15 protein-coding genes are annotated in these 13,652 nt (G+C 69.7%); 7 read left to right on the top strand and 8 right to left on the bottom strand.

The features are described 5' to 3' along the window. Nucleotides 1-56: 56 nt before the first annotated feature. From qcrB to ctaE, 4 genes are read right to left on the bottom strand one after another with little or no spacing between them, the layout of a single operon-like run. Nucleotides 57-1,673: a cytochrome bc1 complex cytochrome b subunit gene (gene qcrB, locus JUB10_RS12035; protein WP_207456999.1), complete on the bottom strand. Its 1,617-nt coding sequence runs from the start codon at nucleotides 1,671-1,673 to the stop codon at nucleotides 57-59. Beyond that, on the bottom strand, nucleotides 1,670-2,731 hold the full coding sequence (gene qcrA / locus JUB10_RS12030; protein WP_207456998.1) for a cytochrome bc1 complex Rieske iron-sulfur subunit: 1,062 nt from the start codon (nucleotides 2,729-2,731) through the stop codon (nucleotides 1,670-1,672). Before qcrA ends, qcrB begins: the two co-directional genes overlap by 4 nt. A gap of 45 nt (nucleotides 2,732-2,776) precedes the next feature. Continuing rightward, complete coding sequence (gene qcrC, locus JUB10_RS12025; protein ID WP_455905761.1) at nucleotides 2,777-3,598, bottom strand: cytochrome bc1 complex diheme cytochrome c subunit; 822 nt, start codon at nucleotides 3,596-3,598, stop codon at nucleotides 2,777-2,779. A gap of 12 nt (nucleotides 3,599-3,610) precedes the next feature. Then, nucleotides 3,611-4,243 carry an aa3-type cytochrome oxidase subunit III gene (gene ctaE / locus JUB10_RS12020; RefSeq protein ID WP_207456997.1) on the bottom strand — a complete coding sequence of 211 codons (633 nt, stop codon included), beginning with the start codon at nucleotides 4,241-4,243 and terminating at the stop codon, nucleotides 3,611-3,613. A 124-nt stretch (nucleotides 4,244-4,367) separates the two neighbouring features. Between ctaE and trpD the strand changes: the two genes are divergently transcribed. Continuing rightward, entirely contained in the window at nucleotides 4,368-5,423 is a 1,056-nt protein-coding gene (gene trpD, locus JUB10_RS12015) for an anthranilate phosphoribosyltransferase (RefSeq protein ID WP_207456996.1), read from the top strand. Between the two features lie 139 nt (nucleotides 5,424-5,562). On the opposite strand, the gene glpK is transcribed toward trpD, so the two are convergent. Both glpK and JUB10_RS12005 read right to left on the bottom strand, forming a co-directional pair. After that, a complete protein-coding gene (gene glpK / locus JUB10_RS12010; protein WP_207456995.1) occupies nucleotides 5,563-7,077 on the bottom strand; it encodes a glycerol kinase GlpK in 1,515 nt (504 codons plus the stop codon). A 78-nt stretch (nucleotides 7,078-7,155) separates the two neighbouring features. Then, on the bottom strand, nucleotides 7,156-7,938 hold the full coding sequence (locus tag JUB10_RS12005) for an MIP/aquaporin family protein (protein WP_207456994.1): 783 nt from the start codon (nucleotides 7,936-7,938) through the stop codon (nucleotides 7,156-7,158). A gap of 164 nt (nucleotides 7,939-8,102) precedes the next feature. Between JUB10_RS12005 and dhaK the strand changes: the two genes are divergently transcribed. Genes dhaK through dhaM form a run of 3 tightly spaced genes read left to right on the top strand, consistent with a single transcriptional unit; the run spans nucleotide 8,103 to nucleotide 10,437 of the window. Further along, entirely contained in the window at nucleotides 8,103-9,104 is a 1,002-nt protein-coding gene (gene dhaK, locus JUB10_RS12000) for a dihydroxyacetone kinase subunit DhaK (protein WP_207456992.1), read from the top strand. Between the two features lie 8 nt (nucleotides 9,105-9,112). Continuing rightward, entirely contained in the window at nucleotides 9,113-9,748 is a 636-nt protein-coding gene (gene dhaL, locus JUB10_RS11995) for a dihydroxyacetone kinase subunit DhaL (RefSeq protein WP_207456991.1), read from the top strand. Beyond that, entirely contained in the window at nucleotides 9,745-10,437 is a 693-nt protein-coding gene (gene dhaM / locus JUB10_RS11990) for a dihydroxyacetone kinase phosphoryl donor subunit DhaM (protein WP_207456990.1), read from the top strand. The genes dhaL and dhaM overlap by 4 nt, the downstream gene beginning before the upstream one ends. Nucleotides 10,438-10,619: 182 nt before the next feature. On the opposite strand, the gene JUB10_RS11985 is transcribed toward dhaM, so the two are convergent. Both JUB10_RS11985 and JUB10_RS11980 read right to left on the bottom strand, forming a co-directional pair. Then, nucleotides 10,620-11,111, bottom strand: coding sequence for a YbaK/EbsC family protein (locus JUB10_RS11985; protein WP_307859209.1), 492 nt, complete (start codon nucleotides 11,109-11,111; stop codon nucleotides 10,620-10,622). Next, nucleotides 11,108-11,962: an NAD-dependent epimerase/dehydratase family protein gene (locus JUB10_RS11980; protein ID WP_207456989.1), complete on the bottom strand. Its 855-nt coding sequence runs from the start codon at nucleotides 11,960-11,962 to the stop codon at nucleotides 11,108-11,110. The genes JUB10_RS11985 and JUB10_RS11980 overlap by 4 nt, the downstream gene beginning before the upstream one ends. A gap of 72 nt (nucleotides 11,963-12,034) precedes the next feature. Here JUB10_RS11980 and JUB10_RS11975 point away from each other — a divergent pair, with 72 nt between their 5' ends. The 3 genes from JUB10_RS11975 to JUB10_RS11965 are packed head-to-tail and all read left to right on the top strand — an operon-like array spanning nucleotide 12,035 to nucleotide 13,597. After that, nucleotides 12,035-12,679 carry a VOC family protein gene (locus JUB10_RS11975; protein ID WP_207456988.1) on the top strand — a complete coding sequence of 215 codons (645 nt, stop codon included), beginning with the start codon at nucleotides 12,035-12,037 and terminating at the stop codon, nucleotides 12,677-12,679. A 46-nt stretch (nucleotides 12,680-12,725) separates the two neighbouring features. Further along, nucleotides 12,726-13,103, top strand: a complete 378-nt coding sequence (locus JUB10_RS11970) for an ArsR/SmtB family transcription factor (RefSeq protein WP_207456987.1) — start codon at nucleotides 12,726-12,728, stop codon at nucleotides 13,101-13,103. Beyond that, nucleotides 13,100-13,597, top strand: a complete 498-nt coding sequence (locus JUB10_RS11965; RefSeq protein ID WP_207456986.1) for an SRPBCC family protein — start codon at nucleotides 13,100-13,102, stop codon at nucleotides 13,595-13,597. Before JUB10_RS11970 ends, JUB10_RS11965 begins: the two co-directional genes overlap by 4 nt. Nucleotides 13,598-13,652 lie beyond the last annotated feature (55 nt).

Below are 13,652 nucleotides of genomic sequence, written 5' to 3'. Positions count from 1 at the left end.
GCAGCAACGACGAAGGGGCCGGATGCCACTGGCATCCGGCCCCTTCGTGTCGCGACCTAGTGGTGCGACGACTCCTCGAGCTCGCGCTGGTTGACCGGGCTGATCCGGTCCTCGTAGAACCAGCCGGAGAGCCGCGAACGGATCCGCTCGCCGACCGTGATCTGGCCACGGGCGTTCGGACGCAGCATGAGCGGCTGGTAGTCGTCGTACGCCAGCAGCTTCCAGCGCTCGTACTCGTCGACCTGCTCGTGCACCTCGATGTACTCGCCACCGGGGAGACGCACGATGCGGCCCGACTCGAAACCGTGGAGCGCGATCTCGCGGTCCTTACGCTGCAGACCGAGGCAGATGCGACGCGTCAGCATGAACGCGACCACCGGTCCGATGAACAGCAGCGCCTGGAGCGTGTGGATCACCATCTCGATGCCGAGCCCGAAGTGGGTCGCGATCAGGTCCGAGCTCGCAGCGGCCCACAGCACGGCGTAGAAGGTGACGCCGGCGGCGCCGATCGCGGTGCGGACGGGGGCGTTGCGGGGACGGTCGGCGATGTGGTGCTCGCGCTTGTCACCCGTGATCCAGGCCTCGAGCCAGGGGTAGAACGCCACGGCGCCGAGGAACAGCGGCAGCACGCCGAGCGGCAGCAGGATGTTCCACGAGAACACGTAGCCGAAGATCACCGTCTCGAGGTGGGGCGGGACGAGACGCAGCGCACCGTCGGCGAAGCCGATGTACCAGTCGGGCTGGGTACCGGCGGACACCGGCGACGGGTCGTACGGACCGTAGTTCCAGATCGGGTTGATCGTGAAGAAGGCCGCGATGACCGTCAGCACGCCGAACACGATGAAGAAGAAGCCGCCGGCCTTGGCCGCGAACACCGGCATGATCGGCACACCCACGACGTTGTCGTTGGTCTTGCCCGGTCCGGCGAACTGCGTGTGCTTGTTGATGATGAGCAGCAGCATGTGCACGCCGAGCGCAGCGACGAGCACCGCGGGCAGCAGCAGGATGTGCAGCGAGTAGAAGCGCGCCACGACGTCCGTGCCGGGGAACTCGCCACCGAACAGGAGGTAGGAGATCCAGACACCGATGATCGGGATGGCCTTCACCATGCCGTCGATGATGCGGAGACCGTTGCCGGAGAGCAGGTCGTCGGGGAGCGAGTAGCCCGTGAAGCCCTCGGCCATCGCGAGGATGAAGAGGACGAAGCCGACGAACCAGTTGATCTCACGCGGCTTGCGGAACGCGCCCGTGAAGAACACGCGCAGCATGTGCAGACCGATGGCCGCGATGAAGAGCAGCGCCGCCCAGTGGTGCATCTGCCGCATGAGCAGACCACCGCGGATGTCGAACGAGATGTCGAGCGCCGACGCGTACGCGATGGACATCTCGAGGCCCTTGAGGGGCACGTAGGAGCCCTCGTAGTGCACCTCGGCCATCGACGGCTGGAAGAAGAACGTCAGCCACGTGCCGCTCAGCAGGATGACGACGAAGCTGTAGAGCGCCACCTCGCCGAGCATGAACGACCAGTGGTCGGGGAAGATCTTGCGGCCGAGCTCCTTGACGATGCCCGAGATGCTCGTGCGCTCGTCGATGTAGTTGGCGGCAGCCCCGGTGAGACGCGCGGTACGCGTCGGAGGCAGTGTGGATGGGGTGGATGTAGGGGCGGTGGTCATGCCCGCTCACGCTCCCAGAAACTCGGCCCGACGGGCTCGGTGAAATCGCTCTGGGCGATCAGGTAGCCCTCGTCGTCGACGGCGATGGGCAGCTGCGGCAGGGGCCGCGCCGCCGGTCCGAAGATCACGGCGGCGTGATTGGCGATGTCGAACTCCGACTGGTGGCACGGGCACAGCAGGTGGTGCGTGCGCTGCTCGTACAGGGCCACCGGGCATCCGACGTGGGTGCAGATCTTCGAGTACGCGACGATGCCGTCGTACGACCAGCTCGCGCGCTCCGGAAGCTCGTTGAGGTCACCGGGGTTGAGACGCACGAGGAGCACGGCCGCCTTGGCCTTCTCCTCGAGGTACTCCTCTTCCTCGCGGATCCCCTCGGGGATCACGTGGAAGACGCTGCCGATGGTGACGTCGGCGGCGCGGATGGGGGAGCCGTCGGGGTCGCGGGTGAGGCGGACGCCCTCCTCCCACAGCGTGTGCTTGAGCAGCGCGTTCGGGTCCTCCGCAGGAGCGAGGTCGCGGAACAGCGCGACCGCCGGCAGCGGGGCCACGGCCGCGGCGCCGATGAGGCTGTTGCGGATGAGGGCGCGACGGCCGATGCCCGACTCCTGGTTGCCCAGCGTGAAGACCTCGACGGCCTTCGCACGGGTCTCCTCGGTGCCGCGCGTGGGGTGGCGCTGCTCGACGAGCTCGGTGTCGCGCATGAGCGCCTTCGCCCAGTGCACCGTGCCGAAGCCGATGCCGAGCAGCGCGAGGGCGATGCCGGTGCCGACGAGGGCGGTGTTCAGGCGGACGGAGCCGAGGTCACCCGGGACGATCGGGAAGGCGATGTACGCCGCGACCGCGAAGATGCTGCCGACGAGCGACAGGAAGAACAGGGTCGTGACCTGGCGCTCGGCCTTCTTGTCGGCCTTGGGGTCGACGTCGGTGACGCGCGGCTCGTGCGGCGGGAAGCCGGGATTCTGAGCGGCGTCGGCCGTCACGACCGCGGTGCCCGGAGACGACTCGGTGTGGCGCTCGATGGACGACCCAGGCGTCGAGGCGTCGTCATGCTGTGCCATTGACGTCCCTTCGGATTGCTGTGGTGGAGGTGGGGATCACGTTCGTCAGTGCGACTTGGCGGTCAGCCAGACCGTGACCGCGACGAGGGCGCCGAGACCGAAGATCCACATGAAGAGACCCTCGGCGACCGGACCGAGGTCGCCCAGTCGGAACCCGCCCGGAGCCGGGTTGTCCTCGATGTACTTGAGGTACGTGATGATGTCGGCCTTGTCCTCGGGGCTGAGATTCAGGTCGTTGAAGACGGGCATGTTCTGCGGGCCGGTCTGCATGGCCTCGTAGATGTGCTGCGGGAGCACGCCGCGGAGCGTGGGGGCGTACTTGCCCTGCGTGAGGGCGCCACCGGCGCCGGCGACGTTGTGGCACATCGCGCAGTTGATGCGGAACAGCTCGGCGCCGTTGGTGGCGTCGCCGTCGGCCTGCAGGTACTCCTCGTCGGGGATCGCGGGCCCGGGGGCGAGCGAGGCGACGTACTCGGCGAGGGCGGTGACCTGCTCGTCGGTGAACTGAGCGGGCTTCTGCTCGGCCTGCGGCTGGTTGCGCGCCATCGGCATGCGGCCGGTGCCGACCTGGAAGTCGACGGCGGCAGAGCCGACGCCGATCAGGGTCGGGCCGTTCTCGGTGCCGGCGGCGTCGAGGCCGTGGCACGAGGCGCAGTTGGCGTCGAACAGCACCTGGCCCTCGTCGATCGTCGACTGGGTCACGGCGGGGGAGGCGGTCTCGTCGGCGGCTGCCGCGGTCGTGACGGCCGCGTAGGCGCCACCCGTGGTCATGAGGCCGATGGCGAGCAGAGCGACCGTGGCGAGGGGGTGCCGGCGGCCGGTGTTCCGGCCGCGGCCGGAGCGATCAGACGTGGTCTTCTTCGACAAGATGCTCAATTCCTATTTCAGTACGTAGATGACCAGGAACAGCCCGATCCAGACCACATCGACGAAGTGCCAGTAGTACGACACGACGATCGCGCTCGTCGCCTCCTTGTGGCCGAAGTTCTTCACGGCGAAGGCGCGGCCGATGACGAGCAGGAAGGCGATGAGACCGCCGGTCACGTGCAGTCCGTGGAAGCCGGTCGTGAGGTAGAAGGCGGAGCCGTAGGCATCCGAGTTGAGGGCGATGCCCTCGTTGACGAGCGTCACGTACTCGTAGACCTGTCCGACGATGAAGACGGCGCCCATGGCATAGGTCAGGAAGAACCACTCGACCATGCCCCACTTGCCCACCTGGTACCACTTGCCGGTGGCGCGGGCCTGGAGGCGCTCGGCGGCGAAGACGCCGAACTGGCACGTCACGCTGGACAGCACGAGGATGATCGTGTTGACGAGCGAGTACGGCACGTTTAGCAGTGAGGTCTGCGCCTCCCAGAGCTCGGGAGAGGTCGAACGAAGAGTGAAGTAGATCGCGAACAGGCCGGCGAAGAACATGACCTCGCTGCCCAGCCAGACGATCGTTCCGACCGCGACGACGTTCGGCCGATGGACGACCGGCGCGACGGGCCGTGAAGCGGTGGTGGTGGTCACGGTTCCATTATGGGGCACTCGCGGTGGCCGGGCTCGTTCCACAGGGGTGATTTCTACAAGTTTGTCGAAGTCGGGCGTGTCGACGGCCGCCTAGGCGCTGGACGGCCCTCAGTAGGGTGGCTGCATGCAGTCCGTCCCCACCTGGCCCGCACTCATCTCGACCCTTCTCGAGGGCGAGGACCTCAGCATCCGCGAGGCGACCTGGGCGATGCAGCAGGTCATGCAGGGCGAGGCGACGCCGGCTCAGCTCGCCGCGTTCCTCGTCGCTCTGCGCACGAAGGGGGAGACGGTCGGCGAGATCGTCGGGTTCCGGGACGCCGTGCTCGAGAACGCCCTCCCGCTGCCGGTGGATCCGATGGCGCTCGACATCGTGGGCACGGGCGGCGACCGCTTCGGCACCGTCAACGTCTCGACGACGGCGAGCATCATCGCCGCGGCCGCCGGAGTGCCGGTACTGAAGCACGGCAACCGGGCGGCGAGCTCCTCGTCGGGCTCGTCGGACGTGCTCGCGGCCCTCGGCGTCTCGCTCGACCTCGATCCCGCCGGGGTCGCCCGGGTCTTCGAGGAGACCGGCATCTCGTTCGCGTTCGCCGCGATGTTCCACCCCGGCTTCCGGCACGCTGGCGCGGTGCGCCGCGAGATCGGCGTTCCCACCGTCTTCAACTTCCTCGGCCCCCTGTGCAATCCGGCACGCCCCGAGGCGAGCGCGGTCGGCGTCGCGTCGGCCGACAAGGTGCCGCTGCTCGTCGGCGTGTTCCAGACGCGGGGCGCGACCGCCCTCGTCTTCCGCGGGGACGACGGCCTCGACGAGCTCTCGACGACCGGGCACAGCCAGATCTGGGAGATCTCCCGCGGCCAGGTGAACGAGCACGACCTCGACCCGCGCGACCTCGGCATCCCCGTCGCATCCATCGAGGACCTCGTCGGCGGCGACGCCGAACACAACGCCGGGGTGCTGCGACGCGTGCTCGCGGGGGAGCGGGGCGCCGTGCGCGACATCGTGCTGCTCAACGCCGCCGCCGGTCTCGTGTCCTACGAGCTGGCCGTCGATCCGGGCTCCGTGCACCGCGACATCCTCGAGCGCTTTGAGGCGAAGCTCGCCGTCGCGGCCGAGGCCGTCGACTCGGGGGCGGCCTCGGCGAAGCTCGACCAGTGGGTCGAGGCGACCAACCGGGCGTGACCTCAACCGGGCCCGACGCCCAACCGCGCCTGACGCGCAATCCAGCCTGACGCCCTACCGGCGCTGACGCCGCGCCGGCGTCCCGGAACGCCAGAAGGCGGGGCCCTCGCGAGCCCCGCCTTCCGTTCCTACCGTCCCGTCACTGGACGTCTTCGTCGACCCAGTCGAAGGTCTTGGTGACGGCCTTCTTCCAGAGTCGGAGTTGGCGTTCGCGTTCGGTGTCGTCCATCTGGGGTTCCCAGCGGCGGTCTTCCTGCCAGTTGGCGCGGAGTTCGTCGAGGTTGGACCAGAAGCCGGTGGCGAGGCCGGCGGCGTAGGCGGCGCCGAGGGCGGTGGTCTCGGCGACGACGGGGCGGACGACGGGGACGCCGAGGATGTCGGCCTGGAACTGCATGAGGGTGTTGTTGGCGATCATGCCGCCGTCGACCTTCAGCTCCGACAGAGGGACGCCGGAGTCGGCGTTGACGGCGTCGAGGACCTCGCGGGTCTGGAACGCGGTGGCCTCGAGCACGGCGCGGGCGATGTGCCCCTTGTTCACGTACCGGGTGAGGCCGACGAGGGCGCCGCGGGCCTCGGCCCGCCAGTAGGGGGCGAACAGGCCGGAGAACGCCGGCACGAAGTACGCGCCACCGTTGTCCTCGACCGTGGCGGCGAGCTGCTCGATCTCCGGGGCGGACCCGATCAGGCCCAGGTTGTCGCGCAGCCACTGCACCAGCGATCCCGTCACCGCGATCGATCCTTCGAGCGCGTAGTGCGGGGGCTGGTCGCCGAGCTTGTAGCCGAGCGTGGTGAGCAGCCCGTTCTCGGAGCGGACAATCTCCTCACCGGTGTTGAAGATGAGGAAGTTGCCGGTGCCGTAGGTGTTCTTCGCCTCACCGGGATCGAACGCGGCCTGGCCGAAGGTCGCGGCCTGCTGGTCGCCGAGGATGCCCGCGATCGGCACCTCCCGCAGCAGCGAGGACGACTCCACCGTGCCGTACACCTCCGACGAGCTCTTGATCTCGGGAAGCATGGAGCGCGGGACCCCGAAGACGGAGAGGATGTCGTCGTCCCACTGCAGCGTCTCGAGGTCCATGAACAGCGTCCGCGAGGCGTTGGTGACGTCGGTGGCGTGGACGCCGCCCTCGGTACCGCCGGTCAGGTTCCAGAGCACCCAGGTGTCGGTGGTGCCGAACAGCAGGTCGCCTGCCTCGGCCCGTTCGCGGGCGCCGTCGACGTTCTCGAGGATCCAGACGATCTTCGTGCCCGAGAAGTACGTCGAGAGGGGAAGGCCCACCTTCTCCTTGAACCGCTCGAGGCCGCCGTCCTGAGCGAAGCGCTCGACGATGGCCTGGGTGCGTGTGTCCTGCCAGACGATGGCGTTGTAGACGGGCTCGCCGGTGTTCTTGTCCCAGACGACCGCGGTCTCGCGCTGGTTGGTGATGCCGACCGCGGCGACGTCGTGGCGGGTGATGTCGGCGCGGGAGAGCGCCTGCCCGATCACCTCGCGGGTGTTGTCCCAGATCTCCTTCGGGTCGTGCTCGACCCACCCGGCCTTGGGGAAGATCTGCTCGTGCTCCTTCTGCCCGACCGAGACGATCGAGCCGGAGTGATCGAACACGATCGCGCGGGTGGATGTCGTGCCCTGGTCGATCGCGACGATGTAGTCAGCCATTGACGTGCTGCCTTTCTGTTGTCGGTGCGAGAGCCCGGGGCGCGTCGGTGCGCCCCGGGCCGGAGGTCGTGTCGGAGATCACACGGGGAGCAGCGGGATGGATGCCAGGCCGCCGAGGGCGCCGCCGATGAGCGGGCCGACGACGGGCACCCAGGAGTAGCCCCAGTCGCTCGAGCCCTTGCCGCGGATCGGCAGCACCGCGTGCGCGATGCGCGGACCGAGGTCGCGGGCGGGGTTGATGGCGTACCCGGTCGGGCCACCGAGCGAGGCGCCGATGCCGACCACGAGCAGCGCCACCGGCAGCGCACCCAGCGCGGCCAGACCGGCCCCCGGTTCGGCGCGACCGAAGCCGATCACGACGAAGACGAGCACGAACGTGCCGATGATCTCGGTGACGAGGTTCCAGCCGTAGTTGCGGATGCCGGGGCCCGTCGAGAACACACCGAGCTTCGCCGCCGGCTCCGGCTCCTGGTCGAAGTGCTGCTTGTACGCCAGCCACGCGAGCGTCGCGCCGATGAATGCACCGACGAGCTGACCCGCGACGTAGACGAGCGCCGCGAGGAAGCCTCCGTCCACCTGGCCGGTGACGAGGAGTCCCAGCGTCACGGCGGGGTTGAGGTGCGCGCCGGAGGAGTAGGAGACCGTGACGCCCGCGAACACCGCGAGGCCCCAGCCGAAGTTGACCAGTAGGAACCCGCCGCCGAAGCCCTTCGACTGCGTCAGGGCGACGTTCGCCACGACGCCGCAGCCGAGGAGGAGGAGGAGGGCGGTGCCGACCACCTCCGACAGGAAGATGAGACCCAGATTGTCCACGTTTGCCTCCAGGAAGCCGAGCACTGCCCACAGTGCTGACCGCGTCATCGCGGTCGTTTCACACACTAGACCCGGCCTACGGAGGGTCCGCAAGCACCAAAACCGTCCGGCGAAAAGTCGGTGCTCCCGCGCGCTACCGCGGCGCACTGGCGACGGAGTACGTTGAGCAGCGGAGAGTGCCGTGCCCGCGAACGGGCTGGGAAGGGATTTCAATGAAGAAACTCATCAACGATCCGAAGAACGTGGTCGACGAGGCCGTCCAGGGATTCGCCGCCGCGCATCCGGAACTCGTCGTGGCATCCGCCGACCCGATCTTCGTGCGCCGGGCCGACGCGCCGGTCGCCGGCAAGGTCGCGCTGATCTCGGGTGGCGGCAGCGGGCACGAGCCCCTGCACGCCGGCTTCGTCGGACCGGGCATGCTCTCGGCCGCCGTGCCCGGCGCGGTGTTCACGTCGCCGACCCCCGACCCGATCGTCGAGGCGACGAAAGCGGTCGACGGGGGAGCGGGCGTGCTCTACATCGTCAAGAACTACACCGGCGACGTCCTGAACTTCGAGACCGCGGCGGACCTCGCCTCGGCCGAGGACATCGAGGTGCGCTCGATGATCGTCGACGACGACGTCGCCGTGAAGGACTCGCTCTACACCGCCGGCCGCCGCGGAGTCGCCGGGACGGTGCTCGTGGAGAAGATCGCGGGCGCGGCCGCCGAGCGCGGGGACGACCTCGACGCCGTGACGGCCGTCGCGGAGAAGGTCAACTCGCGCGTGCGCTCGATGGGCATCGCGCTCACGGCCCCCACCGTGCCGCACGCCGGCGAGCCGAGCTTCACGCTCACCGACACCGAGGTCGAGATCGGCATCGGCATCCACGGCGAGCCCGGCCGCGAGCGGATCGCGCTCGAGCCCGCCGATGCCCTGGTGGCGCGCCTGGTCGCCCCGATCCTCGAGGACATGCCCCTGGAGTCGGGGGAGAAGGTGCTGCTCTTCGTCAACGGCATGGGCGGCACACCACTGGTCGAGCTGTACATCGTCTTCCGTCGTGCGGCGGCGATCCTCGCCGAACGCGGCATCGACGTCGTGCGATCGCTCGTCGGCAACTACGTAACGTCGCTCGAGATGCAGGGGGCGTCGATCTCCGTGCTGCACCTCGACGACGAGCTCATCGAACTGTGGGACGCGCCGGTCGAGACCGCCGCGCTCCGCTGGGGAAGGTAAGGAGAAGCATGGGTTTGGGTATCGCCTGGGCGAAGGCATGGATGACCGAGAGCGCACGGATCGTCTCGGAGCACCGGGGGGAGCTGATCACCCTCGACCGCGAGATCGGCGACGGTGACCACGGGGAGAACATGGACAGAGGGTTCTCCGCCGTCCTCGGCAAGCTCGACGGCCTGCCGGCCGACGCCTCCCCGGGCGATGCCCTCAAGCTCGTCGCGACGACGCTCATCTCGACCGTCGGCGGCGCCTCGGGTCCGCTGTTCGGCACCGCGTTCCTCAAGGGTTCGCAGGCCGTCGCGGGCAAGGAGGAGCTGACGGCGGACGACGTCGTCGCGTTCCTCACCGCGGCCCGTGACGGCATCGTCAGCCGCGGCAAGGCCGAGACCGGTGACAAGACGATGATCGACGCGTGGACCCCCGCCGTCGACGCGGCGGCCGCGGCCGCCGGCGAGGGCAGGAGCGAGCCCGAGGTGCTCGAGGCGGCGGCGGATGCCGCGGAGCGCGGTGCCGCCGACACCGAGCCCCTCGTCGCCCGCAAGGGTCGCGCCAGCTACCTCGGCGAGCGGGCCGTGGGCCACCGCGACCCCGGTGCCCAGTCCACCGCGCTGCTGCTGCGCGCGGCCGCGGTCTCGGCGGCGTCATGACCGTCGGGCTCGTTCTCGTCTCGCACAGCGCGAAGATCGCCGAGGGCCTCGTCGACCTCGCCGGTCAGATGGCAGGCGACGTACGTCTCGTGGCGGCCGGCGGCACCGACGAGGGTGGCATCGGCACGAGCTTCGACCGGGTCACCGCGGCCCTCGCCGAGGCGGACTCCGGCGACGGGGTCGTCGTGCTGTGTGACCTCGGCAGTGCGATCCTCACGACCGAGACGGCGCTCGACTTCCTCGACGACGAGCAGCGCGACCGCGTGCGCATCGCGGACGCGCCGCTCGTCGAGGGAGCGGTCGCCGCGGCCGTCACGGCCGCGACGGGCGAGGGTCTCGACGCCGTGCTGTCGGCGGCGGAGGCGGCCGGCGGGGGATCCGCCGAGGTGCCGAGCGAGCCGCAGGGGAGCGCGCCCGCCGAGTCATCCGCGGACCGCTCCTCCGTCACCGTGACGCTCACCAACGAGGACGGTCTGCACACGCGGCCTGCCGCCGAGTTCGTCAAGCTCGCGAGCCGCTTCAGTTCCGACGTGAGGGTGAACGGCGCCGACGCCAAGAGCATGCTCCGGGTCATGGGGCTCGGGGCGAAGCCCGGCACCGACGTGACGATCGAGGCGACGGGTCCGGATGCCGCGGACGCGGTCGCCGCCCTGGAAGCCCTGGTCAGGAGCGACTTCGCGACCTCCTGACCCGCGCCGGCGACGACACGGACGCATCCGGTGGTGCTGAGGGGTGCGCGCGCTGTCGTAGTCTTCTCTCCGGCGCAGGGGGAACGCGCCATTGGGGTGAGACGGGCGCCGGTGATTCGGGTTCATCGGCCGGTTCCATTCGGGTTGGAATCGTCCTAACGGCGCCCGTCGTTCCCCTCCGGTCAGTCGACCGCCGCGACAGTTCCGCCGGTGAGGCGCACGAGGTCGCCGAACGTCGTCGCGAACACCGCGTGCGGGGTGCCGGCGGCCGCCCAGAGCACGGCGTAGTCGGCGAGCGCGTCGTCGACGATCGTCTCGATCGGCGCCGGGTGCGCGACCGGGGAGACCCCGCCGATCGGTTGCCCCGTGGCCTCCCGCACCTCGTCGACGCTCGCCCGCCGGATCTCCCGGCGCCCGAGCCGCTCGGCGAGCGCCTGCGTGTCGACGCGGTGGCGTCCGCTCGTCAGCACGAGCAGCGGAGCGTCGTCGGCCATGAAGACGAGGCTCGACGCGATGGCCCCGACCTCGCAGCCGATCGCGGCCGCGGCATCCTTCGCCGTCCTCGTCGAGTCGGGCATGATGCGCACGGACGCCTCGAGGCCGGCCGCTCGCAGCGCCTCGAGCACCTTGCGGCTCTGCCGCGGCAGCGAGTCCTCGGCGGCGGGCTCGCTCACGCCGGCACCTCGTCGAGCCAGGAGTGCGTGGGCTCGTAACCGAGCAGCCGCCGCGCCTTGTCGATCGAGAGCAGCGTGGAGCGGCCCTCGACGGGCGCGCGCTGCTCGAGCTCGGCCAGCGGCCCCGTGAGGAGTTCGGCCGAGGGACGGCGCATCACGGTGTCCGCCGCGGCGATGATGAACGTCTCGAAGCCCGTGATGTCGCTCTCGAGCGCGAGGTGCAAGGCCTCTGCGCCGTCGCGGGCGTCGATGTACCCCCACAGGTTCCACGACCGGCGGGCGGGATCGTCCTGCCAGCTGTCGAAGTCTGCGTAGTCAGCCGGCACCATGACGTTGGAAAACCGCAGGCCGATGAGCGAGAGCTCCGGGTCCCAGCGGGTGAAGTGGCGGGCGAGCTCCTCGTCGACCGCCTTGCCGAGCGAGTACGACGTCTCGGGGCGGACGGTGTACTCCTCGTCGACCGGGAGGTACGGGGGAGGGGTCTCGAAGGGGAGACCGAGCAGCGTCTCGCTGGAGGCCCAGATGACCTTCTTGATGCCGGCGACCCGCGCCGCCTCGAAGACATTGTGGGTGGAGACGACGTTGTTGGCGAACAGGTGGGCGTTGGTCGTGAGGCCGGGCGCGGGGATCGCGCCGAGATGCACGACGGCCTCGACGGCGCCCCACCGGTCGTGCACGCCCGTGAGGGCCGCGAGCACCTGACCGAAGTCGGTCAGTTCCGCGACGGTGCTCGGCACGCCGAGCGCCGCGGGCACGCGATCGATCGCGAACACCTCGTGGCCCTTCCCGTGCAGGTGAGAGACGACGACGCGTCCGAGTTTTCCGCTGGCTCCGGTGACGGCGATCCTCATGCTCGCGACAGTACCCCGCACCGGTGCGACGAAGCCTGGCCGGTGTCGGATGCCGGGAGTAGCGTCCGGATCATGGTGGAACGGATCTCCGACGCTGACTTCTCGTCGGCGGACGGTGTCGAGGACTGGCGGGTGCTCTTCTGGGGCGCGAAGACGTTGTACGGAACTGGCGACTTCGCGACGGGGGCGCGGTTCGTCGCGGCCGTCGCCGAGGTGGCGGAGGAGCTGGGGCACGCTCCGCTCCTCGACCTGAGGCCTGACACGGTGACAGTGCAGGTCATCACGCCGGGCGTCGGGCTGAGCGACGTGGACCTCGAGCTCGCCCGCCGCATCTCGACGATCGCCGCGTCACTCGGGCTCGAGGCGGATCCGTCGGCGGTGCAGCACGTGCAGCTCGCCTTCGACGTCGCCGACCGGCCTGCGGTGATGCAGTTCTGGCGGGCGGCACTCGGTTATGTGCAGATCGGCGACGAGGACATGGTCGAGCCGAATCTGATCGGCCCGCCGCTGTGGTTCCAGGACAAGGAGCACGTCGCGCCACGCAATCGGATCCACGTCGACGTGTCCGTACCGCACGACCAGGCGGAGCAGCGGGTGCAGGCCATCCTCGACGCGGGCGGCCGGATGCTCGGCGACCGCTACGCGCCCGCGTGGTGGTCGCTCGTCGACCCCGAGGGCAACGTCGTGGACGTGGCCACCTGGCGCGGGCGGGACTGAATCACCCCCTTGAGCCGCTCGTCGGACGGGCGTAACGTACAACCAAATGGTTGTAGAAGCGCTGACGGACGACGAGGTGGACGTGATCTTCCACGCCCTCGCGGATGCCACGCGGCGGGACATCCTGACCCGCGTACTCCATCAGGAGGAGTCGGTGTCGGGACTGGCTCGGCGCTACGAGATGAGCTTCGCTGCGGTGCAGAAGCACGTGGCGGTGCTCGAGCGGGCGTCGCTCGTGGTCAAGCAGCGACGGGGGAGGGAGCAGCTCGTGCACGGGGAACCCACCCGGATCCGCCAGGCGCGGGCGCTGCTCGATCGCTACGAGACCCTCTGGCGCGCCCGCGTGCGGGGTATCGACGAGCTCCTCGCCGCCGATGGCAGTGCGACTGCGACCTCCGCCCCTGAGGAAGGAGAAGCACCATGACCATGGTCAGTTCCCGCACCGACGCGGAGACACTGAGTCTCACGATGGTGGCCGAGTTCCCGGCGTCGCCCGAGCGCGTCTGGCAGGTGTGGGAGGACCCGCGCCAGCTCGAGCGCTGGTGGGGCCCTCCCGGTTACCCCGCGACGTTCCCCGAGCACGACTTCCGGCCCGGCGGCAGCTCCCGCTACTTCATGACCGGTCCTGACGGCGAGAAGAACCTGTGTTGGTGGCGCACGGTCGAGATCGACCGGCCGTCCCGCCTCGTCTTCCAGGAGGGGTTCGCCGACGAGTCATGGCAGCCGGTCACCGAGATGGGCGCGATGACGGGAGAGGTGCTGTTCGAGCCGCTGCCCGACGGTGGCACGCGGATGACGACGACGTCGAGGTTCGAGTCCGTGGAACAGATGCAGCAGATGCTCGAGATGGGCATGGAGGAGGGCATGCGCGAGGCCATGGGTCAGATCGACGCCCTGCTCGAGGAGGTCTCGGTCTGACGTCGGAGGCGGGGCCGCGCGGGGGGAGCGGCCCCGGCCGGCGTCACCGCAGAGC

Origin of the sequence: Desertivibrio insolitus (assembly GCF_017355965.1) — a bacterium.
Classification (GTDB): Bacteria; Actinomycetota; Actinomycetes; order Actinomycetales; family Microbacteriaceae; genus JAFIQW01.
Note: the sequence above shows the minus strand (reverse complement) of the source record. Positions and strands in the feature narration are given on the sequence as shown.

What these genes read in the sequence shown, in the direction of transcription:
- qcrB (WP_207456999.1), bottom strand. Translation starts at nt 1,673, where the DNA reads ATGACCACCGCCCCTACATCCACCCCATCCACACTGCCTCCGACGCGT.
- qcrA (WP_207456998.1), bottom strand. Translation starts at nt 2,731, where the DNA reads ATGGCACAGCATGACGACGCCTCGACGCCTGGGTCGTCCATCGAGCGC.
- JUB10_RS11975 (WP_207456988.1), top strand. Translation starts at nt 12,035, where the DNA reads ATGGTGGAACGGATCTCCGACGCTGACTTCTCGTCGGCGGACGGTGTC.
- JUB10_RS12005 (WP_207456994.1), bottom strand. Translation starts at nt 7,938, where the DNA reads ATGACGCGGTCAGCACTGTGGGCAGTGCTCGGCTTCCTGGAGGCAAAC.
- dhaL (WP_207456991.1), top strand. Translation starts at nt 9,113, where the DNA reads ATGGGTTTGGGTATCGCCTGGGCGAAGGCATGGATGACCGAGAGCGCA.
- dhaK (WP_207456992.1), top strand. Translation starts at nt 8,103, where the DNA reads ATGAAGAAACTCATCAACGATCCGAAGAACGTGGTCGACGAGGCCGTC.
- JUB10_RS11965 (WP_207456986.1), top strand. Translation starts at nt 13,100, where the DNA reads ATGACCATGGTCAGTTCCCGCACCGACGCGGAGACACTGAGTCTCACG.
- trpD (WP_207456996.1), top strand. Translation starts at nt 4,368, where the DNA reads ATGCAGTCCGTCCCCACCTGGCCCGCACTCATCTCGACCCTTCTCGAG.
- JUB10_RS11970 (WP_207456987.1), top strand. Translation starts at nt 12,726, where the DNA reads ATGGTTGTAGAAGCGCTGACGGACGACGAGGTGGACGTGATCTTCCAC.
- JUB10_RS11980 (WP_207456989.1), bottom strand. Translation starts at nt 11,962, where the DNA reads ATGAGGATCGCCGTCACCGGAGCCAGCGGAAAACTCGGACGCGTCGTC.
- dhaM (WP_207456990.1), top strand. Translation starts at nt 9,745, where the DNA reads ATGACCGTCGGGCTCGTTCTCGTCTCGCACAGCGCGAAGATCGCCGAG.
- glpK (WP_207456995.1), bottom strand. Translation starts at nt 7,077, where the DNA reads ATGGCTGACTACATCGTCGCGATCGACCAGGGCACGACATCCACCCGC.